We start from the raw sequence: 20,451 nt of genomic DNA on the forward strand, positions 1-20,451 counted from the left end.
GTGGCCCTGCCTTTTCCTATTTTCCCAAGATCATCTCTCCAGCGGCATTGCGTTAATAAGCCGGCCGGCAACTGTAAATAAAATTTTGGACCCATTGGTCAAAAAAACGTTTGAAATGAGCTTTAAAAGAGAAAAATTGGAACTGCCGAATGGCGGAAAAAAACTGCTGCTGCATTCCTGCTGCGCACCCTGTTCGGGAGAGGTGATGGAGGCCATCATTGCATCCGAAATAGATTTCAGCATCTTCTTCCACAATCCCAACATCCACCCAAAAAAAGAGTACGAACTGCGCAAGCAAGAGAATATCCGCTTTGCGAAGAAGCACAATATCCCCTTCATCGATGCGGACTATGACGTGGACAACTGGTTTGAAAGAGCAAAGGGGATGGACATGGAACCTGAACGCGGGATACGCTGCACGATGTGCTTTGACATGCGATTTGAGCGCACGGCCCTTTACGCCTTTGAAAACGGCTTTGATGTGATCTCAAGTTCACTGGGCATATCGCGCTGGAAAAACATGGAGCAGATCAACGGTTCGGGCATCAGGGCGGCAGGCCACTATGAAGGTATCACTTATTGGACCTATAACTGGCGCAAGGCAGGGGGATCCTCACGCATGCTGGAAATCAGCAAGGCTGAGGAATTCTATATGCAGGAATACTGCGGATGTGCGTATTCGCTCAGGGACACCAACAAATGGAGGTTGGAGAACGGGAGAGAAAAGATAAAGCTGGGTGAAAAATACTATGGTAGAGACTAGCGTCTGTGCCGTCCAAAAGGAGGATGTCCGCGAAAAACTGGCAAGCTTTGGTCAGGACAATCCGAAGCTACCCCTTATTTCCCATTTGGAGCGGATGGATTATTTTTCATCCCTTGTGGCTGGTATTGCCAATTCCTTTGTCGGCATTTTTGAAACCGGGCGCAGTACACCCGCCTGGGAGAAGGGAAGCCCGGACATTGCTGGATTTGATCCCCTTGCCCTTGCTTTTGCCTGCAACCTTCGCAGGGATACTGGAGAAGCTTGTTGGCTGCTATTCCTATCAAGCTATTTCGGAAGGCATCCGAAGCATCACTGGGACCTTCTGGAAAAGGTCTATTTCGGCCCTGTAATGGGCGACGGAGGACATGGGAAAATGCCAGTGCGGATCCTGTTGCCTTTGCAGGTTGGCTAGTGGAAAATCAGCCTGAACTATCGAGGCATGGAAACATGGGCAGGGCACACAAATACGTTTCCTTTGGAAGCTATAAAGCGATGAAAACGGCCGGCGATATCCAGACCTATATCTCTTGGGTAATAAATGCGGGAGGCCCCCAGGAACTTTTCCCTGCAAGTGCACTATCAGAAGACGGATCACCTTCACATATTTTTGATAGGCTGTACGCCGCCATGAACATGCAGCTGCGCTGTAAAAAGGCCATTACCTTTAATTACCTCTCGCTTTTGGGCATACTTGGAGTGGCAGGGATAGAGCCGGCAAGGCCATACCTCAGCGACCATCTCCCCTCAAAGCTGGGTGCAAATTGGCTGTTCGGTGTGAACGCCGTACCAAAGCGCCGGGCAAATGAACTCGAACCGATCGTAACGGCTCTTGCCCACCACCTGGAACTACCTTTCATCATCCCGGTGCTCCGCCAGGCCTTCGCACAGATTGCCGCGGGTAGTCATGCTGAGGCTATTCAGCGGTTCAGGTGGCGACACAACAGATGACCATCAAAAAACAGATGATGAACATAGCAGAAAAAACTGAACAGTCCGAAACCCATGTGTTTAAAGTGGTGTTTCCCGAGACCACCAACCACCACAACACGATGTTCGGCGGAAGGATTTTGATGATGATGACCGAAACCGCTTTCATCACAGCAACACGTTTCAGCAGGCGTAACTTTGTACTAGTGAGCAGCGGAAAGATCGATTTTGAAAAGCCCATTCCGGCCGGCACGCTCGTAGAGCTGGTAGGCAGGGTTACCCGTGTGGGCCATACCAGCCTGGAGGTGACCGTTTCGGTATACCTGGAAAAGATGGGAGAAGAATACCGTGAAAAGGTGGTGAGCGGGGCCTTTACGCTGGTGGCCATCGGAAGCGACGGCCGCCCCGTGCCGGTTATATACTGATGTTGTGCGTGTTCTTGATCTCGGCCATGACGAAGGTACTGTGCGTACTTCCGATACTATCTACTGAACCGAGCTTATTGAAAACGAAATCCTGGTAATGCTTCATGTCCCTGGCATAGACCTTCAGAATGAAATCGTAGTCGCCGGAAATGTTGTAGCATTCCACCACCTCATCGATTTTCAGGATGTCGCTCACAAAATTGTGGCCGATCTTTTTGTCATGCTGCTTGAGCCGGATGTTGCAGAAAACGATAAACCCGTGGTCGAACTTCTCTGCGTCAAGGATAGCGATGTATTTTTTGATGTACCCACTGTTCTCCAGCCTTCTTACTCGCTCGAATACGGGCGAGGCGGAAAGGTTGACCAGTTTGGCCAGTTCCTTGGTCGTATGTTTTGAGTTGGCTGCCAGCAGTTTCAGCAGGGCGAGGTCGATTTCATCGAGGTTGTTCATGGGTTAATTTTTCTTTGGCCATCCAAAGATATAGGTTAAAATCAGAAAAATATATCGAAAATATGGATATTTTCAGATGCATCAACTGATAATAAACTGATGAAAAGTCATACCAACTTTACCAGCTAACATAAAGCGATCTCGTTTACTTGATGAATACAATCATATTATTTCATCAGAATAACCTGATCCGTAATTTATGCTTCCGCTGCATGCGTTTTAAAAGATATTTTATACAAATTGGAAAAATATCCCGATTGAATTGAACCACTTGCCCTACAGAACATTTCACATTTCTTTATTATTCTGCTCAATAAGGTTTGCCACATTTGAATTAAAGGTTTTTAGGTTTGCTCCGAGGCCGACAAAAAATTCCAGATCGGCAGTTTCTACACTGATAATGGCTTTTTGCAGGATCGTCTCCCCGGTAGCCGTAAGTCTTATTGTTTTAGCCCTGGTATCCGTAGGGTGCCCGTGTCGGGTAATAAATTTTTTATCTTCCAGGGTTCTCAATACTTTAGATACCATCATTCTGTCAGCATTACTCTGGTTGGCAATATCAATTTGCGTGACTGTACTGCTTTCTCCCGAAAGCCAGGCTAATGCACAGAGTAAGGCAAACTGCGTATGCGTCAGATCTAGAGGATCTAACACACGCTTTAATCTCCTTTGCCACAACATGGTCAGCTGACCAAGAAGGTAACCCGGACTGTCTTCAGGCTTTTTAAAATGAAATTCAATTTTTTTGCTCATTGTCTGTTTGTTTCATCTGTGAAGAAATCACGTCAAAATCATTCCGTTTTATCTCGAACTTACTATTTTGGCTTTAAAAATTATTCAGTTGGTTTTCGCCAAAAAATTGCTAAAAACCTGTTTTTATTTAGCGTTCAGGAAAGTAAGTTTATAACCATCAAGATCCTTAACATGGAAAGCCCTGCCAAAGGGTGTTTCTATAATCGGTCCGGCTGTTGTAATGCCATTAACAGTAAATTCCTCTTTCAGTGCGTCTACATGTTTATCAACGACAAACCACAGCGCCACGCCGGTGCCTAACTCTTTTCCTTCAAGAGGTTCAAGCGGGGTGCGGATAGCAAAACTGGCCTCTCCCTGATTGTATTTGAAAACGCAGGCCTGCGGGTTCGTTTCACCAATTTCAAAGCCTAGTTTTTTTTCATAGAAGTCTTTTGATGCCTCTAAATTTTTTACCTGTAGTGATGCAAATGTCAGTAGTCTCATGATACATATATTTAATTGTTGTCACAAATATAGTAATCACGACAACAATACACAAATATTCTATAAATTATCTGATATTAACCTTAATCGGTATGCCGATCAGAAACTTAATACTATGTAAGAAATATTGAATTAGCGGAATATTTTTGCTTTTTTACAAATGGTAATGTCATCTTCGGTAAATTCACAAAAGATTTTATTTTTCCTTAGAGATGCCGAGCTTTATATAGCTATCCGTTGACCATTTTATCTTAAGGGGCTCTCCCGCATCATGAATGTTTTCCTGGCTTACGACCTTACCGCTTCCATAGTTAATTTCCGCAAACGGGTTTTTATTGATATTAAGTGCAACAACCAAACGACTGCCCTTAGCCAGCTTTTTGCTAAAAACCCTTGAGCGGTTAAAGGGTATCTGTTCGAGCTTGCCTGGAACGAGCAGTTTACGTTTACTCCTATCCTGCGCATAGCTTGCCCGGCCGAGGTAGTAAGAAAGCTGAAAGTAATCTCCCGATGAGGTGAGTTCATATAAAATCAATCCCACATCCATGTCTTTTTTATTGATAATGGCCTGGAGTTGCCCCTCAAAGTTTCCGCTGACCGTTACCGCCTGCTCAAAGGGCTTGCTAAAGAAAAACAATCCGTTGCTGCGGTCAAGCTCCTTTTTTATAATGGGATCAGGGTAATAGTCATTGTAGTAACTCTTTCTGTCAGCTAAATCAACCACCTGCTTATTGTAATTTACCTTTTTAGGCTTTATCCCGGACAGTAAGAAATCTTTTCCAACAGGATTGGTCAGGTAAAACTTCACCTCCCTGCTTTCCATATGTGCAAGTGAGGATGCGTGCCTCCACCGGTTTGTACCCATGGTCTGATAATTTACCCGGTCCTGGATCAGCTCCGGCCTTGGTCCGCCTTTTAAGATGTAATCGAACCACTTAAACGTAATGTCCCTGGTATTGATCAGTGACACCGGATCGACCTTGTAGCCCCGCAGGATAGGCGTTCCTCCCTTCTGTGCACCAAAATGGTCGTAAGGGCCAATGATTAAATAATGCTGCGCGTGGGAATTGTAGCGGTAATGTTCCTTGAAGTATTCCATTGCGGATACTTGCCCGTCGTCGTAATAACCCGTGATGCTGAGTACAGGGATATTAATTTTAGAAAAGTCACTTTTGTAGGGAACCATCGCCTGCCAATAGCCATCATAATCGGGATGGCTTAGCCATTTCTGCAAAAATGGGTTTGGCTGGCCGTCTATGCTATCCATGCGGTTATAGGCCGCTCCGCTAAGCCACCATTTCTCTCTCATATTTCGCCAACGCTGGCGGTCTTCATTTACCGCGTCATCGGTAAACCGGTTTCCGGTAACATAAAAAGCCCATTGGTAATTTGCCGTCTGAAAGATATTATTTTCCATTGGCAACCCAAGTCCGGGTATGGCGGCCACATAGGGGACAATTGTTTTCAGTGCCGGGTGCAAATGCTTGGTTGCTGCCCACTGCGCAAAACCCGAATAACTTCCACCATACATCCCAACCCTTCCATCGCTCCAGGGCTGTTGGATGATCCAGTCAATTACGGTGTTAACATCCTCCGCTTCATGCGCATAAGGTTCTATTTTATCCTGACTAAGCCGTTTACCACGGGTATCGGCAACAATACCAACATAGCCGCGATCGGCCGCATCCATCGCCTCAGAAAGGCTTCGCTTTATATTGGTATAAATGAAAAACAATAAAGCGGCCGGAAGCTTTGCCGGATTGCTTTTCTTTCTGACCACGACAGCGGAAAGCGTAATACCTTGTTTTGAGGTAATCAGCACATCTTTATCGATGAGGTAAGCACTGGTGTCTACCTGAACCGCAGCATTTTGAGCATTCGCTCGGAAGCTGTAAAAAAAGCACAGCAAGCCTATACCAATAATTTTTAGTTTCATTTTTTTATCTGTTATATGAATTTATTTTGAAAGCAGTTGCCTGAGTTTCGGGGCTTGCCTGGTGGAAACAAATACCAGCTCACCTGAAAGGAGCTTTACAAATAGCCCACTTTCGTTGTTATCGATTTTATCTATATAGTTTCTGTTGATAATCTGGGAGCGGCTTGTCCTGAAGAATACATCGCCGGGCAATTTTTGCTCGAGTTGGTTGAGTGAGGTTTTATGCAGTACAACCTGTTTATTGAAAAAGATCCTGGCATAATTATCCATTGATTCTATAAGGTGGATGTCCACGAGTTTGATCAGGTGGTATCGCCCGGAATCTTTGACGAAGAGCCTTTCCTCAACTCCAGGTCCGCGTACTTTGAGCAGGTCAATTGCCTTTCTCAGCCGCTCCTCCCGTATTGGTTTCATCAAATAATCCACAGCGCTTACTTCAAAAGCCTTTAGCGCATATTCATCATATGCCGTTACGAAGATTACGGAGGGAATGCTCGTTAAAGATTCCAGTAAATCAAAACCCGTGCGTTCCGGCATCTGTACGTCGAGAAAAATTAACTGAGGATCTAACCTGCGGATCAACTCCTCCGCTTGATCCGCGTTGGCCGCCTGTCCGATAAGCTCAATGTGATCAAATGCGCTTAGCATTGCACTGAGCTCGTCCCTGGCAGGTTTTTCATCATCAACAATTAAAGTTCTGATCTTGTTCATATAAGGGTAACTTCAGCTTTGCCTGCGCATATGCGCCAGGATTTATGTTTATTTCAAATGATGCTTTTTCATGATAAGCCGCCTTCAGGCGCTCCCGCAGGTTTTTCAGGCCTAGTCCGGAGGCACTTTCTTTTTGTTGCAGCGGAACCGGGTTTTCAACCTTTATTTCCAGGAAGTTTCCCAGGTCGCTAATTAAAATGGAAATTTTCCCGCCCTGGTTCAGTTGCGAAATACCATGTTTCACCGCATTTTCAACCAAAGTCTGAAGACTAAGGCGCGGAATGAGGTGGGTCAGGGCAACCGGACTTACTTCGATTTCAAAACTTAACCTTTCCTGCATCCTCAGGGTTTCAAGTTCCAGATAATCCCTTACCAGGTCCAGTTCCCGATCCAGCCGACAAAAGCCTCCCGAATGTTCATAGAGGCTATTGCCCAGCAATTCACTCAGTAAATCTACTGCACGGCGGGCAAGCTTTGGAGAAGTGCTGATGAGGGATTTAATGGTATTGAGGGAATTGAAGAGGAAATGTGGATTGAGCTGTGCGGTAAGCTGGCTAAACTGGGCCTGTTTTGTAGCGAGTTTCAAAAGGATATTTTCGCGGGCAATGCGGATTTCACGCTTAGCATAATAATACAGGTGAAAAGCGAGTATCCAGATGGCCATCAGGCGAATACCTGCCATAAAAATCCCTATTCCTGTCGGGCCTGTCAAAGTCTTTAGATCGGGAAAGGTGCCTATCGAAAATACAATCCTGATGCCGTACACTTTCAGGGTTGTTACCAGCGTATATACAATCGCCATAACCAGGATTGCGGGAATAATCCGCTTAAATAAATCCGTCAGATTTAAATCCTGCCAATGATTTTTCAGTGCAAAAATCCGGTACAGATGGGTGATGAAAATATAAAGCACCACATCGCTAAAAAACTGAACAAGGCCGATGCTGATTTTAAATTGTCCTCCGATAAGCCCTAAAATGCTCCAGTATAAAGAGGCGAGTGACCAGCCGATGAGCTGACACTTCCAATACAGGGATAAGGTTGTTTTTCTTCTGAATTTCATCTGTGCGTTAAAGGACCTTTCACAAATGAACGCAAAGAGAATCTTTTAAAAAAGAAAAAATACAGGAACGTCGTGATTTTGGGGATTAGCGCCAGGTGTACTATAACCTGTGGTGATGTTAATGCAGGGAATAGGTTCGAATCGTATAATTCAGGTATACGTAGGCTGTACCAATAATATGTTTAGGAAAATATTATGCATCTTTTTACAGGATGGAAATAGTAACGGAACCCTGTCGAAGTGGCTACCTTACGTTGCCTTGTTCACGAAGGGTTCTTTAATTGTGGTTATTCTGAGACAACAATTAACAGTGATTGTTCTGTAATGCAAATTATCAAAAACTCATCATCAAAAACTAAAATTTCGATTTGAATAATGAAATGAGTTTATGATAATCACCTAAAAAAAATATTCCAGAGTTAATGTGGATAGGTTTGATTTTTACATCGCACTGGTATTTGATCCAGTTTAATTATTGAGAAACGAATAATGATAGATACATCAAGAAATAAATACTACTCATTACAGCTTCTATTATTTTGTACGATACTAAAAAACATTGATGTCATTGGCAATTATTATACTTCTAACTGATAAATTCTGGATTCTTCCTCCCATGGGTGATATCCTTGTCCAATATACTTAAATCCGTATTTCTCGTAATAACCGATGTGATCTGTGCATAAATTGAGGTGCTTAAATCCAGCAGCTTTAGTGTCTGCTTTCGCTTTATCAATCAATAATGCTCCATAAGCATTCCCTCTATGTTTTTCTTCTATAAATATCGCGCAAATCCAAGGATATAAATCCATTCTGCTAATAAAGTCGTTTGTTATTAATCCCGCGCAGCCAATTATTTCTCCACCTTTTTCTAATAAGTACCATTGAGGTAAAAACTGGTTTGCGCTTAAACAATTTGATATACAATTTTCATAAATAATAGGCGAAATATCCGGCCAACTTTCTTGTAAATATTTTATTGCGATCTCTTTATATTCTGGGTTATGTCTGACTGATAGTATTCTCATTTCTAATTGGCTATTCATTATCTATTTCTAAAAAAATTAAGAGATGTTGTTTAGTAAAGGACAAATTTTATATGTGCTACGAGCAAAATTAGAAAATTCTTCCATATTCCCTTTTTACTTAAAACGGTGGAATAACGATAATGATTACAACATCAAGTCTAGCTTTACCAGGATCGCCTTATGTGGTTTGTTTTCCTCCAGTTCCCAGCTACAAACTGTAGCTCCATCAACGCCGAGGATTTTTCCTAGTTGTTTTTGGCTAAGCCCATTAATATATCTATGTGCTTTTAACTTCCCTGAAAGAGTTGTCAAATCAACATTGAATGGCAAGTATCCCAAAAAATTACTAATACGGGGATAATATTGAATTTGAGGCGTATTCCTGTTTTTTTCCCAATTTGTAATACAATCTTCACTAACTCCACAAATCTTTGCCACGTCCTTCTGAAGTAGATTTAATTCCATTCTTTCTTATATGATCACCTATCGATACGGGACTTTCAGGATAGGAAATAGGCATTGGTTTTCCGGTTTGGTGTTCAAAACGCAAACAAGGCAACGCAGGAATGTCAAAGTGGCTACGTTAGATCATGAAGTTATAATATTGAAAAGTTGAGATAATTAAGAAATCAATTTATAGATAATCAGATATCACCCTTAACCTTCATAATCCCTTAATGGTAAATACTTCTATTATAATACCGAAAATCAGCGTTCTCATCTCCTACTGGTTAAGAATTACAGTTTTGATTAAATAAATATATTCACACCAGGAACATGTCTGCTTGCAGTAAACCTAAACAGGTTGCTCACCAATCAACTTTTTGTGGCTTGTGCCCCAAGCTTCTAATTCCATGATAACTGACTTCAATCCGTATCCAATTTCTGTCAGTTCATATTCTACACGTGGCGGTACTTCTGCATAAACAGTGCGGCTGATTATTTTATGCTCTTCGAGTTTACGCAGCTGCAAGGTCAACATCCTTTCCGTAATACCAGGTAATTTCTTTTTTAGTTCTCCAAATCTAAGTTTACCACTTAATAACCACGAACATATTACCAATGTCCATTGTCCGCCGATGATATTTGAGGCATATGCTTCCGAACATTCATCGCTCAGCGCAAGCTTATTTGAAAAGTTGGTTGATGATTGCTTGATCTCAGTCATTACTTACATTATTTATAGTACCTAACAATTAGTGTGCAATATACAAAAGTTTAGATACAACCTTAACTTTGTCTTAGATATCGTAATCATTGAAATATGAAAACTTTAATCTGGTTGAGTTGTGACCGACTTCACACTTAAAATAAATGTACAGTTATATAGTTAAAATTTTTAATATGGAATTACAGAGAAAACGAGTCTTAATTGTAGGTGGTTATGGAATGGTTGGAAGTAACATCGCCCGACTAATCAGACAAGCTGATAAGCATATCGAACTTGTTCTTGCAGGTAGGAATCCGCAAAACGGAATATCCTTAGCGGAGGAATTAAATCATTCTGAAACAGCCTATATCAATCTCGAAGAAGGCTTCGATCTAAGTGAATTTAAGAAAATGGACCTGATTATATCAGCGGTGGATGATCACAGTAATATACTAAGAGAAACTGCTATCTCAAATGGCATTGCTTGTATTGCTGTAAGCGAATTAGCGGATCAAATTTCTCCCACAGCATTTTTGGCCCTTCACAAAACGATTGATGCGCCTGTTGTATACGCTGGTCATTGGCAAGCAGGAATATTAACGCTTATTGTTAAGCAAATGGCGAATCAATTCAGCCAGATAGAAACCATCGAACTTGCAGGATTATATGACCCAAAAGATAGCGTAGGGCCACTGGTTGCAAACGAAGTTAGTGGTTTTGTTGGTGAGGCACTAATTCGCAAGGGAGGAAATTGGTTATCGTTACCAGCAAAAGAAAACCCGAGGACAATTGATTTGCACAACCATTCATCGGCAATAGGTTACCCACTCAGCACGCTGGATGTCCCAAGTATAGCTGCTTTTACAAGTGCGAAAAATATTCGTTTCGACTTTATTACAGGGGAATCTATAGGGACTAGCAGAGGCGTGGAAGCTTCCCATGAATTATATATTACTATTGAAGGCACCCTCCTATCCGGCGAAAAAAGAAAACTCAGCACGATCGTATCCGGCCCAAAAGGAAATTCCCATCTCACCGCTGTTGGCGTATACCTGATTGCAGAAAAAATATTAGGCCTGAATGGACAGCCTGAACATCAGACTGGCGGTTTATACCTTCCAGAAACGATTGTCTCAAGTCATCACATCAGCAACCGCTTAAAAGACTTCGGCATCGAAATCATGGAGGAAACCCTGGAAAGTTTGTAGAACTTAATCATTAAAATAATAACGTGAAAAAACTAATATTGACAACATCCGTCTTACTGTCAGTTGGTATCGAAATCATAGCACAACCGGTAAGTTACCTTCCTAATCAAAACACATTTCAGCCTATTATAAATCCTCCATATACAAGCACACCAGATTCAAGCATTACTGAATCGATTCACATTCAAAAACAAATAAAAATGAAAAACGCAACGATATTACACCAAGCCAACGAATTTGTTAAAAAGGGAAACTATGAAAGCTTTCTGGCCTATTGCACAGAGGATACCAAATGGGTTTTTGTCGGCGAACGTATCCTTGAGGGTAGAGATAAAGTACGCGCATATATGAAAGAATTCTATTTGGAACCGCCCGTATTTACCGTCGAAAAAACCATTGAGGATGGTAGCTATGTAACCGTGACAGGTGTAATCACCTTGAAGGCTGCAAATGGAACCTATAACCACTATGATTACTGCGACATCTGGCGATTCGAAAATGGAAAAATTGCAGAATTGAAAGCTTTTGTCATAGAAAAGAAACCGTAGATGTAATTCTTTTCACATGTTTCCTTAACTGTCATCTAAACGAACCTGAGATGCTAATGCATTATTGAAAAAATAGATAAATTAGCGGCAACACGATCAGATATTATTAAGTGGTTACTACTTTAAAGAAATGAATACCCATGAGTTTTTTAGAAAATAAAACAGTATTAATTACCGGTGCTACTTCAGGCATTGGCCGGGCAGCCAGCATAGCCATGGCTTCACAAGGGGCTCGGATCATTATACTAGCCCGAAATCCAGCGAAAGCAGAAAAACTTTTAGCAGAACTTCCCGGCCAGGGCCATTTATTTTTTTTATGCGACATGATGTCCATAGGTGACATTAAGCGTGTGACAGAGCAGATAAAATTATCGGTTAGCCGGCTCGATATTTTAATAAATAATGCCGGAACCTGGTTTGGCGAAAGGCAGCTTACCGCAGAAGGGCAGGAAAGAACGTTTGTTGTCAATTATCTTTCTTATTTACAGCTGGCTTTACAGTTAAAAGACTTATTGCTAAAAAGCCAACACCCACAAATCATTAATACCGCTTCGTTTTATCATCAGCAGACTTTCCATATTAATGATATTCAATTGCAGCATGGGTACTCCATGAGTAAAGCTTACGCCTTGTCCAAACTTTACGTCATTCTTATGACCAGAGCGCTGGGCCAAAGGTGGAAAGCCAATCAAATTGTAGTGAATTGTTTCGATCCGGGATCGGTCAATTCTAACTTTGGAAGCGGTCAGGGCGGCTGGATGGAGCCATTGCTGCGATTTCAGAAACGATTATTTGGGAAAACCCCATTGGAAGGTGCAAAGCCACTTATTCATTTAGCATCATCAATTCCTGATTTGGCTGTAACCGGGCAATATTTCCAGGATACAAATGTGGCAGAGCCGTCAAAAACCGCACAAAATGATACGTATGCCCGTCAGCTATTGGATTATAGTCTTGAATTGCTGCGAGAAATTGACATTGCAGTACCCGAAAAATTGTAACAGTATTTGGCGGAAAATGGATCAGTACTCGCAAATACTTAAAATCAATTTCAATTTTTATAATTCCTGTTATCTTGTTTTTTTGAACGAACAAAAAAGATAAGTAGGAAAATAAGGTAAGGAACGCAAAATAGTACACCTGGCCAAGGCTCATCCCAACTTGCAAACAATAAAAATAATACAAACATACATGGTAGCAGAAAAAAACTTAGCGCCTTATATAGGGTGTTAGTTCTAATATGTTCCTGAAGATTCAATAAAATGGTAAAGCTTGAAAGAAAAAAACAGAAATTAATACCGATAGCGATACCATAGGGTAGGTTTTTAAAATCTGTATCTGCTTTACCAATCAAACCGGTAGATTGCAGCACAAACACACCAATCAGGCTAAGCACTGAAGCTATGAAAAAACAGAACACAATTATCTTCAAGTATTTCATGGTTTGACGATTAATTTTAATTCGATATCGGTCAAGCGGCAACTTATGGAAGCGCTACCACAAAACAGATATTTTGAATTGGAAGGCAGATAATGATTTCAGGCATACATGCTTAAAGCAAAGGTAGGAGTTTCCGCTCTAAAAACTGCTCGAAAGTGGTAGCTGTAGATGCCTCTATGGTGCGAGGTGTGGCATATGCCCCATTTGGATCACCCAAGGCAAAAAATAAATCCATTAATTCCTGCTGTACACGCGCAGACAATCCCCAGCTGTTTAGCTGCGCTTTAACTTCTTCACCAGATTGCTTTACATACTTAACTGGCTTAGCTATCCGGGCGGATAAGCGAGACGCGGCCTGCGTTAAAGTGATATTTTCAGGTCCCATGAGGTTTAATTTCCAATGTCCTGCCCAGGTTTCGTCAAGCAGGTAACGCGTGGCCACCTCAGCAATGTCATCTGTACTCACGAAAGGAATATCATGCTCGCTATCGTAAGGAAAAGTAAAAGTTCCTTTCTCAAGGATATCTTTTGCCTGTAGTATAAAATTTTCCATGAAATAACCTGGCCTTAAAGCCAATACATTAGCGTCCAGCTTATCAAAAGCAACTTCCATCTCACCACAATAGCTTACAGTTCCCAGGTTTGGCGAAGTAGTTGCACCAAGCGATGAAACAAGAACAACCCTTTTAATTTTGTTTTGATTAACCGCAGCAACCCCTGCATCAGTCACCTTTTGATACCATTCATTTAAACCAGGTTTATTAAGTACGGGAGGAACAAGCCAGAACAAAGCTTCCGCTCCCTCTGTTGCCGCAATTACCTGTTCCGTATTGCTGATATCTGCCACCATCGAAAACCCACCACTAATGTTCAAATCATCTAATCTTTTCAGGTTTTGACCTAACAACAAAGGTGTTGCCCCATGCGAGGCTGTTTGTCTGGCCACACTGCTGCCAATATTACCTGTAGCAGCCGCAATTGCTATTTTCTTCATCTTATTTAGTATATATGTTTGTCGATGATCTGTTGAGCCTGCTCTTTTCTCATCAAAGTGCTTAAAACAGGGAGCACATTCCAATATTCCTTATAGTAAATGAACTTCCCGTTTTCTAATCTGAAGTTGACCACATAATCTTGTTGATACAATGCCCCCGTTGCAGGAACTGTCGTTTCGCCGTGAAATTCTGCCCAATAGGAATCTGGTTCTTTTAATGGATAAACATTTAATGCGGTGAATATAATATCCGGCATATCTCCAAGGATATGATCCAGATGTTTTCTATAGTCATCCATTGTCAGTTGGTAAGCCGAACCTAATGATTTCGCATAAGGATATTCTACTGTTGCCTTTGGATCAAAAAGCGATAAAACAGTTGCTGTATCCTGGTTAAAAGCACTCAATAAACTCAGCAAAATCTGGTGACCAGTTGTATTTTCCGATGTCATAATTCTTACGTTTATGTACAAAAGTAACGTCCAAACTATATATTTGCAATAAGGTACCTGTAAGTGGCATAAGCACTTTAAAGTAATATATGGACGGAATAATCAAAGAACAGCGAGAAAAAAATGAAAATTATTTTAAGTTACAGCAATCTTTATTGTTGAAATCCAGTTTGGATGAAAGTTGTATCCTGAATCAGTCCTTAACGCTCATTGCCAATAAGTGGACATTACTGATTTTGATGGCATTAATGCAAGGCAGTAAGCGTAGCAGCGAATTACTACGGCAAATTCAGGGCATATCGCCAAAAATGCTCAATCAAACGCTAAAAATTTTAATAAATTACGGCATGGTCGTTCGGACAGCATTTCCAGAGGTTCCACCAAGAGTAGAATACGAATTAACAGAATTTGGCATCAGCACCGCAGATCCATTAATGGCCCTGTTAAACTGGTCTGTCTCCTGGGAGCCCCAACTCACAAAGTTGTATAAACAAAATTTTTAAGGTCCACAAATGCCAACAAGGTAGCGCAGGAAGGTGATTGGCTACCTTATGTTGCCTTCTTCACAAAGGATTGCTCTTTAAGTATGGTTATTTGGAGACGCCATTTAACAGTCTGCGTGCTGTTAAGCAAATTGTCAAGAACTTATTATCAAAGCTGAATTTTGATGAGAATAGTGGAATGATTTTAATTATACGCTCACAAGGTTCAATTTTGGCGAAGTTAAACCGCGCTAATATTTTGCGGCAAGTAAATTGAGTTTGGGTATGGTGATTTTTTTGGACAATAATTACAGCGACGTCTCACTCATGATTTTTATTAGCAGTTTGTTGTCAGGATCTATCTTAATTGACTTAATATCATTCTTAGAGAACCCATCCAACTGAAAACTTTGAAGGCTTTTACTGATATTAAACGTTTTTCTCACTATCCGGTTATCCTGTAACATAAAAGCGATATCAATAGGAAAAACGAAAACGTCACCTTCCTGACTAATCGATAATTCCTTTTCCGTTATAAGGGCGCCAACATGCGGGACCTGTTTACTTTTTATCCAGGGCTCAACTACATGCTTAACATCGGTACCAGCAGCTTCTGAAAGACTTTTTATAAAGAGACTGATGTCCATTTGTTTTTTCGACTGAATGAAAGCTTTTAAACCTTTATCAAAAACAGCCTTGCCCAGCTGATCTCTAAGCATATAAAGAACCCAGACGCCTTTATAATAAGATACGCCATTGTTAGACGCATCGTCCCATAATGATGACTTACCATCGAAGCCGCCTTTGAAGTAGAGCGACTTGTAATTGGCCATAAAGCGACTCACTGTAGTATCCCCGAAACTTTTCTCCAATAAATAGGCTTCAGCAAACGAAGCCCAGCCCTCCCTCAAAAAATTTGTAGCTGGCCCTACAGGTCGGGTCCAGGCATGTGCAACTTCGTGCCCAAAGGGAGCTAAAGGAGACATAGCCCTGTTTGTTATAATGAAGCCACCATGGTTTCCGGCAACAATCATATCATTACTTCTGTTTAACCAGATGGGAAAATCTTTGGAACGGTTCTGTACAATGCAAAGATAGTTGCCTTGCGGTTTTCCGAATTTTTCAATCAGCAAGTCGTTTGTCTTTGAAAAGCTCTGATAAAGCGTGTCAGAAGTGGGCTTAAAGGTCTTATTCCCAAAGATTTGAAACTTATAGTTCCCCTTATCTAATGTCTTTACCTCCCATTCCTTATCATAGTACAGGGATAGCGCAAAAGTAGCATATGGTGATTTAGCGGTTATTATTCTTTGATCATCTACAATACGATCGGTCTGCCGGAGACCAGTGGCGACATGATATGCAGATGGAATTGAGGCGAGTAACTGGAAATCTGCCAGGTCATTGCTACTTGAAAAATTAAAGAACGGATGCCAATAGAACTGCTCCCGAACATGTCCGAAGTTCGAATCAAAATATCCGGAATTCTCATTCTTCGGGTCATTGTCCACTTTTAATGTATAGGCTAATATCAGTTGTTCTTTCATGCCTGCTGAAGACTTTACCCAGAGAATGCCTCCATCAAACACAAAATAAGCCTTTTTCTGGTTAAGTTGTACATTTTCTATCTTCGCCCTGTGGTTAAGCGACAATAAAAAACCATATTTTTCCCTGGTCAGGATCTCCATGGTATCCCTAACAGCTATTGTTCCATCAACAGGAGCTATCTTCAGGCCGATCCGATGTGCTTTCAAATGGTTTAACCTGTCGACCGGAAGTTTCGATGTCATTACCCAGGTGCCTTTTACAGGTTTGAATACGTATATACCAGAATAAATATTGGAATAATCGGTTTCATCACCGGAATTACCAATAACAAAGGTGCCGGTTAACAATACGAGTGCACTATCTCTGTAAACCTTTACAATCTGGCTTTGGCCTTTTTTCCTTTGATACTTACCCTTTTGCATGGCTAAGATTATTCCTTGCTGTTCGACTAAGGGGAAATTAAGTTTAATATCTTCAATGGTTCCACTTTCAAATGCGTTATTACACCGTTCAACATCATGCTGCAGGTTATTTGCGGTCGACTGGGCGAGGGAAATACTGGAAAGAAAAAGAATAGCAATCAAAGATAAAACGGGCTTCATATTTTTAGTGATCAGGCTTTTAGTTTAACCTCATCATAATACAACTATTTTTATAATTAAAAGGGAGAAATCAACAAATATGAAGGTTTCATCCAATTGAAAACCATTAGCTAACTGGATCTAAGATTCGCCGTGGCCTCATCAGATGCATGTTACTTTATCGCAGACGGGTTTATCCTTTGTTAACCTCCTGGAGAAAAGTCGTTTTTTTTGTATCAGCATTAATACTGAACAGTTCATAAAACAGTGCTAATTTTATCAGCAGAGACTAACTAAGATGATGAACAAATATTGGCTTACCGTAACCGCTTGTGCAGTGGCATTTACAGTCAACGCGCAGCAAAAAGCACTTACCGCTCAAGACTATCAGAAAGCAGAAAGTTTTATGGGCTACAATACCGCAAAATTTATTGATAATACAATTTCTCCTCCCAACTGGCTGGCTGGCGATCAATTCTGGTATACCAAAAAAACAGCCAAAGGATTGGAAACCTATTTGGTAGATCCTGCTAAAAAAACCAAGACCTTAACCACAGCATATAGTAATACTTCTGCGCCGGCAGCGAGACGAAGAAGAGATGGTGGAAATGAAGTGATCTCACCCGATGGCAAAAAAGCCATTCTCATTAAAGATTATAACCTTTATGTTAAAGATGTAGCCAGCGGAAAGCTAACACAACTCACCACTGATGGCGTAAAAGATTATGGTTATGCCACTGATAATGCCGGCTGGAAGCACAGTGATGCGCCTATTTTGCGCTGGTCGCCGGATGCTAAAAAAATCGCCACTTTTCAACAGGATCAGCGGAACTCGAAAGACATGTACCTGGTGACCACGAATGTGGGTGCGCCCAAATTAGAAGCATGGAAATATCCTTTACCCGGCGACAAACAAATCCCCACCATCAGAAGAGTAGTCATTGATGTCGAAAACCCAAAGGTAATTGCTTTAAATATACCTGCTGATCCACATCGTGCGACATTAAGCGACGACATTTCCAGCAGCGGAACATTTGACGATATTGACTGGAAGGCCGATGGTACAGAACTGGCTTTTGTTTCCACTTCCCGTGATCATAAAAATGAAAAATTCCGCATTGCAAATGCATCTACCGGAGCCGTTAGAGAAGTTTTTGAAGAAACGGTTAAAACACAATACGAATCCGGCCAGGGTGAAATTAACTGGCGGTACTTACCTGATTCAAAAGAAATTATCTGGTATTCTGAACGTGATGATTGGGGTCATCTATACCTTTATGATGCCACAACGGGTAAATTAAAAAACCAGATTACTACAGGCAATTGGGTGCTGACCCAATTAATTAAAGTTGATCCTAAAAGTCGCACCCTTTATTTTATGGCCAATGGCCGAGATAAAATCAATCCTTATTTTGCACATTTCTATAAAATTGGCTTTGATGGAAAAAACTTAACCGATTTAACGCCTGAACCGGGCAACCACGTGGTAAATTTATCGCCATCTCAAAAATATTTTATTGATACTTATTCTCAGCCTGATGTTCCTGCAAAAAGCATTTTCCGCAGCATGGATGGTAAATTAATTACCGAATTAGAAAAAACTGATGTATCCAGGTTAACCGCAACAGGTTGGAAAGCACCAACCCCCGTTTCTGTTAAAGCAGCCGATAAGAAGGCCGATATTTACGGTTTGATTTTTACACCAACTAAAATGGATGCTGGTAAAAAATACCCGGTAATTGATTACATTTATCCTGGCCCACAAGGGGGTAGCGTAGGCAACTGGGGCTTTGTAGCCTCCAGAGGAGATCATCAGGCACTTGCCGAACTAGGCTTTATTGTGGTTTTAATGGAAGGAACCAGTAATCCCAACCGTTCAAAAAGTTTTCACGATATGAGTTATGGGAATATGGCCATCAACACGCTGCCCGATCAAATTACAGCCATCAGACAATTAGCTGCAAAATATCCGATTGACACTGCCAGAGTAGGTATATGGGGCCATTCTGGTGGTGGTTTTGCCACAGCAACAGCCCTATTTCGCTATCCTGATTTCTTTAAGGTGGGCATCTCAGAATCAGGCAATCACGACAACAGAAATTATGAGGATGATTGGGGCGAACGCTATAATGGCCTGGCAGAAAACGCGGATTATGAAGCACAGGCCAATCAGAACTATGCCAAAAACTTAAAAGGAAAATTAATGCTTGTTCATGGCATGATGGATGATAACGTACCGCCATACAATACTTTACTGGTTGTGGAGGCATTGGAAAAAGCCAATAAATCTTTCGATTTGGTTATGTTTCCAAACAGCGCACATGGTTATGGATCTTATTCACCATACATGATGAGACGCCGCTGGGATTATTTTGTTCAGCACCTATTAGATGCCACGCCACCTAAAGATTACAAAATGCAGGGCGCCGTTATTCAATAAAGTTTTAAAGTCCCGATTCCTTCGGGACTTTTTTTATTGCCCTTAAAATAAAACCAATTACCGGCTAATGAGTTTATCTGATAAGTAATCAAGCCGATTCAATATGGGAAAAACGAGAAGTATAAATAAGGTCATCATTACAGGCACCACCGGCATGGTTGGCGAAGGTGTGCTGATTTGTTGTTTAAACAGTCCGGAAATTGATTCCATTTTAGTGATTAACAGGAAACCATGCGGATATACACATCCAAAACTGAAAGAAATTATACACCAGGATTTCTTCAACCTTGCTCCTATTGAAAATCAGCTTTTGGGTTACAATGCCTGCTTTTTTTGTTTGGGTATTTCATCCGTTGGCGTAGCGAAAGAGCCCTATTATAAAATGACCTATACCTTGACCATGCATGTGGCCGGAACGTTAAGCAGGCTAAACCGGGAGATGACTTTCTGTTATGTTTCCGGTAGCGGCACTAATCCCGATGGCCAACTAAGCTGGCAGAAAGTGAAAGGTAAAACGGAAAATGAATTGACCATGCTTCCGTTTGCACAGGTATATCATTTTCGCCCAGGTTTTATCAAGCCCATAAAGGAGCAGAAATATGCACACACCTTCTATACATTTATCAACTGGCTATTTCCTCTTGGAAGGGCCATTTCGAAGAATGGATTTTGCACCATGCAGGAACTCGGAAATGCCATGATCAATACCCTCAGCCATCATGGCGGGAGAAAGGTATTGGAAGGAAGCGACATCATCAGGCTGGCGAATGAACCCGCTTAAATAAAAATGGATAAGGGCTTTTAAACCATTATCCATTTTCGTTAAACCCCGGGTATACTACTTCTTATTGTCTACCTTACGCTGGTTATCTTTGTTTGAGGTTTGATCAGAACGCTGCCCACCACCGTTGGTGATGCCCTGAATTTTCTTATCCGTTTTAACATCGTGGTTTGCCCGGTCTGCAATTGAACTTCCCTGAACCGTCGAATTGTTTTTTGGTGTTCCTGTATCTTTCATAACTGTAATATTTAGTAAATAATCATTTACAGAGCGCTATTATATTAACCAA

At 41.4% G+C, this 20,451-nt stretch carries 24 protein-coding genes; 10 read left to right on the forward strand and 14 right to left on the reverse strand.

The annotated features are described in order from the left end of the window. Positions 1-115: 115 nt before the first annotated feature. From CBW18_RS02000 to CBW18_RS02015, 4 genes are read left to right on the forward strand one after another with little or no spacing between them, the layout of a single operon-like run. A complete protein-coding gene (locus CBW18_RS02000; protein ID WP_088299568.1) occupies positions 116-763 on the forward strand; it encodes an epoxyqueuosine reductase QueH in 648 nt (215 codons plus the stop codon). Beyond that, the gene (locus CBW18_RS02005; protein WP_140418619.1) at positions 750-1,175 is read left to right on the forward strand and encodes a hypothetical protein; all 426 of its coding nucleotides are present in this window, start codon (positions 750-752) and stop codon (positions 1,173-1,175) included. The genes CBW18_RS02000 and CBW18_RS02005 overlap by 14 nt, the downstream gene beginning before the upstream one ends. Next, positions 1,175-1,711: a hypothetical protein gene (locus CBW18_RS21625; RefSeq protein ID WP_088299570.1), complete on the forward strand. Its 537-nt coding sequence runs from the start codon at positions 1,175-1,177 to the stop codon at positions 1,709-1,711. Before CBW18_RS02005 ends, CBW18_RS21625 begins: the two co-directional genes overlap by 1 nt. Continuing rightward, positions 1,708-2,115 carry an acyl-CoA thioesterase gene (locus tag CBW18_RS02015; protein WP_253248936.1) on the forward strand — a complete coding sequence of 136 codons (408 nt, stop codon included), beginning with the start codon at positions 1,708-1,710 and terminating at the stop codon, positions 2,113-2,115. The genes CBW18_RS21625 and CBW18_RS02015 overlap by 4 nt, the downstream gene beginning before the upstream one ends. Here the strand turns inward: CBW18_RS02015 and CBW18_RS02020 are convergent. From CBW18_RS02020 to CBW18_RS02060, 9 genes are all read right to left on the reverse strand, one after another. After that, positions 2,105-2,566 (reverse strand): Lrp/AsnC family transcriptional regulator, encoded by a 462-nt coding sequence (locus tag CBW18_RS02020; RefSeq protein ID WP_088299571.1) that lies wholly within the window; start codon positions 2,564-2,566, stop codon positions 2,105-2,107. The genes CBW18_RS02015 and CBW18_RS02020 overlap by 11 nt on opposite strands. 288 nt (positions 2,567-2,854) lie before the next feature. Continuing rightward, complete coding sequence (locus tag CBW18_RS02025) at positions 2,855-3,319, reverse strand: MarR family winged helix-turn-helix transcriptional regulator (RefSeq protein ID WP_088299572.1); 465 nt, start codon at positions 3,317-3,319, stop codon at positions 2,855-2,857. Between the two features lie 123 nt (positions 3,320-3,442). Beyond that, positions 3,443-3,802 carry a VOC family protein gene (locus CBW18_RS02030; RefSeq protein WP_088299573.1) on the reverse strand — a complete coding sequence of 120 codons (360 nt, stop codon included), beginning with the start codon at positions 3,800-3,802 and terminating at the stop codon, positions 3,443-3,445. 196 nt (positions 3,803-3,998) lie between these two features. Further along, complete coding sequence (locus tag CBW18_RS02035; protein ID WP_088299574.1) at positions 3,999-5,738, reverse strand: CocE/NonD family hydrolase; 1,740 nt, start codon at positions 5,736-5,738, stop codon at positions 3,999-4,001. A 21-nt stretch (positions 5,739-5,759) separates the two neighbouring features. After that, on the reverse strand, positions 5,760-6,449 hold the full coding sequence (locus tag CBW18_RS02040; protein ID WP_088299575.1) for a LytTR family DNA-binding domain-containing protein: 690 nt from the start codon (positions 6,447-6,449) through the stop codon (positions 5,760-5,762). Beyond that, complete coding sequence (locus CBW18_RS02045; RefSeq protein ID WP_088299576.1) at positions 6,421-7,512, reverse strand: sensor histidine kinase; 1,092 nt, start codon at positions 7,510-7,512, stop codon at positions 6,421-6,423. Before CBW18_RS02045 ends, CBW18_RS02040 begins: the two co-directional genes overlap by 29 nt. A 578-nt stretch (positions 7,513-8,090) precedes the next feature. After that, positions 8,091-8,558, reverse strand: coding sequence for a GNAT family N-acetyltransferase (locus CBW18_RS02050; protein WP_253248937.1), 468 nt, complete (start codon positions 8,556-8,558; stop codon positions 8,091-8,093). A 126-nt stretch (positions 8,559-8,684) separates the two neighbouring features. Continuing rightward, positions 8,685-9,005: a helix-turn-helix transcriptional regulator gene (locus tag CBW18_RS02055; RefSeq protein WP_088299577.1), complete on the reverse strand. Its 321-nt coding sequence runs from the start codon at positions 9,003-9,005 to the stop codon at positions 8,685-8,687. Between the two features lie 331 nt (positions 9,006-9,336). Next, positions 9,337-9,708, reverse strand: a complete 372-nt coding sequence (locus tag CBW18_RS02060; protein ID WP_088299578.1) for a helix-turn-helix domain-containing protein — start codon at positions 9,706-9,708, stop codon at positions 9,337-9,339. A gap of 176 nt (positions 9,709-9,884) precedes the next feature. Here CBW18_RS02060 and CBW18_RS02065 point away from each other — a divergent pair, with 176 nt between their 5' ends. From CBW18_RS02065 to CBW18_RS02075, 3 genes are all read left to right on the forward strand, one after another. Next, positions 9,885-10,898 carry a hypothetical protein gene (locus tag CBW18_RS02065; protein ID WP_172406418.1) on the forward strand — a complete coding sequence of 338 codons (1,014 nt, stop codon included), beginning with the start codon at positions 9,885-9,887 and terminating at the stop codon, positions 10,896-10,898. Positions 10,899-11,098: 200 nt separating this feature from the next. Then, on the forward strand, positions 11,099-11,446 hold the full coding sequence (locus CBW18_RS02070; protein WP_088299933.1) for a nuclear transport factor 2 family protein: 348 nt from the start codon (positions 11,099-11,101) through the stop codon (positions 11,444-11,446). A 140-nt stretch (positions 11,447-11,586) separates the two neighbouring features. Then, complete coding sequence (locus CBW18_RS02075) at positions 11,587-12,447, forward strand: SDR family NAD(P)-dependent oxidoreductase (RefSeq protein ID WP_088299580.1); 861 nt, start codon at positions 11,587-11,589, stop codon at positions 12,445-12,447. Between the two features lie 50 nt (positions 12,448-12,497). On the opposite strand, the gene CBW18_RS02080 is transcribed toward CBW18_RS02075, so the two are convergent. From CBW18_RS02080 to CBW18_RS02090, 3 genes are all read right to left on the reverse strand, one after another. Next, on the reverse strand, positions 12,498-12,887 hold the full coding sequence (locus CBW18_RS02080; RefSeq protein ID WP_088299581.1) for a hypothetical protein: 390 nt from the start codon (positions 12,885-12,887) through the stop codon (positions 12,498-12,500). Between the two features lie 112 nt (positions 12,888-12,999). Continuing rightward, on the reverse strand, positions 13,000-13,881 hold the full coding sequence (locus tag CBW18_RS02085) for an NAD(P)H-binding protein (RefSeq protein ID WP_088299582.1): 882 nt from the start codon (positions 13,879-13,881) through the stop codon (positions 13,000-13,002). Positions 13,882-13,886: 5 nt separating this feature from the next. Continuing rightward, a complete protein-coding gene (locus tag CBW18_RS02090) occupies positions 13,887-14,333 on the reverse strand; it encodes a nuclear transport factor 2 family protein (RefSeq protein WP_088299583.1) in 447 nt (148 codons plus the stop codon). A gap of 89 nt (positions 14,334-14,422) precedes the next feature. Between CBW18_RS02090 and CBW18_RS02095 the strand changes: the two genes are divergently transcribed. Beyond that, entirely contained in the window at positions 14,423-14,836 is a 414-nt protein-coding gene (locus CBW18_RS02095; RefSeq protein ID WP_088299584.1) for a helix-turn-helix domain-containing protein, read from the forward strand. Between the two features lie 287 nt (positions 14,837-15,123). Here CBW18_RS02095 and CBW18_RS02100 read toward each other — a convergent pair whose 3' ends face one another. After that, positions 15,124-16,962 (reverse strand): M1 family aminopeptidase, encoded by a 1,839-nt coding sequence (locus CBW18_RS02100; protein WP_088299585.1) that lies wholly within the window; start codon positions 16,960-16,962, stop codon positions 15,124-15,126. Between the two features lie 277 nt (positions 16,963-17,239). Between CBW18_RS02100 and CBW18_RS02105 the strand changes: the two genes are divergently transcribed. Next, complete coding sequence (locus tag CBW18_RS02105) at positions 17,240-19,381, forward strand: S9 family peptidase (RefSeq protein ID WP_253248938.1); 2,142 nt, start codon at positions 17,240-17,242, stop codon at positions 19,379-19,381. A 103-nt stretch (positions 19,382-19,484) separates the two neighbouring features. Then, entirely contained in the window at positions 19,485-20,162 is a 678-nt protein-coding gene (locus CBW18_RS02110) for an epimerase (protein ID WP_088299586.1), read from the forward strand. 57 nt (positions 20,163-20,219) lie between these two features. Here the strand turns inward: CBW18_RS02110 and CBW18_RS02115 are convergent, their stop codons facing one another. Then, positions 20,220-20,399: a hypothetical protein gene (locus tag CBW18_RS02115; protein ID WP_088299587.1), complete on the reverse strand. Its 180-nt coding sequence runs from the start codon at positions 20,397-20,399 to the stop codon at positions 20,220-20,222. Positions 20,400-20,451: the final 52 nt, after the last annotated feature.

Origin of the sequence: Pedobacter sp. AJM (genome assembly GCF_002197755.1) — a bacterium.
Lineage (GTDB): Bacteria > Bacteroidota > Bacteroidia > Sphingobacteriales > Sphingobacteriaceae > Pedobacter.

Bases quoted from the DNA above. Each gene is read 5' to 3' on its own strand.
- CBW18_RS02000 (WP_088299568.1), top strand. From the start codon at position 116: ATGAGCTTTAAAAGAGAAAAATTGGAACTGCCGAATGGCGGAAAAAAA.
- CBW18_RS02005 (WP_140418619.1), top strand. From the start codon at position 750: ATGGTAGAGACTAGCGTCTGTGCCGTCCAAAAGGAGGATGTCCGCGAA.
- CBW18_RS02015 (WP_253248936.1), top strand. From the start codon at position 1,708: ATGACCATCAAAAAACAGATGATGAACATAGCAGAAAAAACTGAACAG.
- CBW18_RS02020 (WP_088299571.1), bottom strand. From the start codon at position 2,566: ATGAACAACCTCGATGAAATCGACCTCGCCCTGCTGAAACTGCTGGCA.
- CBW18_RS02025 (WP_088299572.1), bottom strand. From the start codon at position 3,319: ATGAGCAAAAAAATTGAATTTCATTTTAAAAAGCCTGAAGACAGTCCG.
- CBW18_RS02030 (WP_088299573.1), bottom strand. From the start codon at position 3,802: ATGAGACTACTGACATTTGCATCACTACAGGTAAAAAATTTAGAGGCA.
- CBW18_RS02035 (WP_088299574.1), bottom strand. From the start codon at position 5,738: ATGAAACTAAAAATTATTGGTATAGGCTTGCTGTGCTTTTTTTACAGC.
- CBW18_RS02040 (WP_088299575.1), bottom strand. From the start codon at position 6,449: ATGAACAAGATCAGAACTTTAATTGTTGATGATGAAAAACCTGCCAGG.
- CBW18_RS02045 (WP_088299576.1), bottom strand. From the start codon at position 7,512: ATGAAATTCAGAAGAAAAACAACCTTATCCCTGTATTGGAAGTGTCAG.
- CBW18_RS02050 (WP_253248937.1), bottom strand. From the start codon at position 8,558: ATGAATAGCCAATTAGAAATGAGAATACTATCAGTCAGACATAACCCA.
- CBW18_RS02055 (WP_088299577.1), bottom strand. From the start codon at position 9,005: ATGGAATTAAATCTACTTCAGAAGGACGTGGCAAAGATTTGTGGAGTT.
- CBW18_RS02060 (WP_088299578.1), bottom strand. From the start codon at position 9,708: ATGACTGAGATCAAGCAATCATCAACCAACTTTTCAAATAAGCTTGCG.
- CBW18_RS02065 (WP_172406418.1), top strand. From the start codon at position 9,885: ATGGAATTACAGAGAAAACGAGTCTTAATTGTAGGTGGTTATGGAATG.
- CBW18_RS02070 (WP_088299933.1), top strand. From the start codon at position 11,099: ATGAAAAACGCAACGATATTACACCAAGCCAACGAATTTGTTAAAAAG.
- CBW18_RS02075 (WP_088299580.1), top strand. From the start codon at position 11,587: ATGAGTTTTTTAGAAAATAAAACAGTATTAATTACCGGTGCTACTTCA.
- CBW18_RS02080 (WP_088299581.1), bottom strand. From the start codon at position 12,887: ATGAAATACTTGAAGATAATTGTGTTCTGTTTTTTCATAGCTTCAGTG.
- CBW18_RS02085 (WP_088299582.1), bottom strand. From the start codon at position 13,881: ATGAAGAAAATAGCAATTGCGGCTGCTACAGGTAATATTGGCAGCAGT.
- CBW18_RS02090 (WP_088299583.1), bottom strand. From the start codon at position 14,333: ATGACATCGGAAAATACAACTGGTCACCAGATTTTGCTGAGTTTATTG.
- CBW18_RS02095 (WP_088299584.1), top strand. From the start codon at position 14,423: ATGGACGGAATAATCAAAGAACAGCGAGAAAAAAATGAAAATTATTTT.
- CBW18_RS02100 (WP_088299585.1), bottom strand. From the start codon at position 16,962: ATGAAGCCCGTTTTATCTTTGATTGCTATTCTTTTTCTTTCCAGTATT.
- CBW18_RS02105 (WP_253248938.1), top strand. From the start codon at position 17,240: ATGATGAACAAATATTGGCTTACCGTAACCGCTTGTGCAGTGGCATTT.
- CBW18_RS02110 (WP_088299586.1), top strand. From the start codon at position 19,485: ATGGGAAAAACGAGAAGTATAAATAAGGTCATCATTACAGGCACCACC.
- CBW18_RS02115 (WP_088299587.1), bottom strand. From the start codon at position 20,399: ATGAAAGATACAGGAACACCAAAAAACAATTCGACGGTTCAGGGAAGT.